The 349-nt window shown below is 47.3% G+C and carries 1 pseudogene; it reads right to left on the bottom strand.

From position 1 onward, the window contains the following. Positions 1-29: 29 nt before the first annotated feature. A pseudogene (locus tag FTW16_RS09710) lies at positions 30-332 on the bottom strand (cytochrome C); the annotation flags it as partial. Positions 333-349: the final 17 nt, after the last annotated feature.

Below are 349 nucleotides of genomic sequence, written 5' to 3'. Positions count from 1 at the left end.
TTCTTACGGTAAGCAGGGTAGGCCATTTATGCACCCCCAAGAGGCGCGGCATTTGGTTTCATGCCCGCTTGCATGTGGCAGTTTACACAGTTTTGTTCATTTCCAACGAACGTACCACGCATCTGCTGTGAGTCGACAAACAGCGAATAGCCCAGTTTGACTTTGTCACCAAATTCCCCTGCAGGAATATTGACTAAATCTCGTGGCACCAGATATTTGTTATCTTGAGGTTTCTCAACGGCTGGCAGTTCGGTTTGACGATCGGGCAATTCACCTTCGGCATAAGCGATTCCAGAGACAAGGGTTGCGGTAATTAAGAGTAATGTTTTCATGCGAGCCCTTTAGTATC

Origin of the sequence: Vibrio sp. T20, assembly GCF_007858795.1 — a bacterium.
GTDB classification, from domain to species: domain Bacteria; phylum Pseudomonadota; class Gammaproteobacteria; order Enterobacterales; family Vibrionaceae; genus Vibrio; species Vibrio satsumensis.
This window is presented reverse-complemented; position numbering and strand designations above follow the sequence as displayed.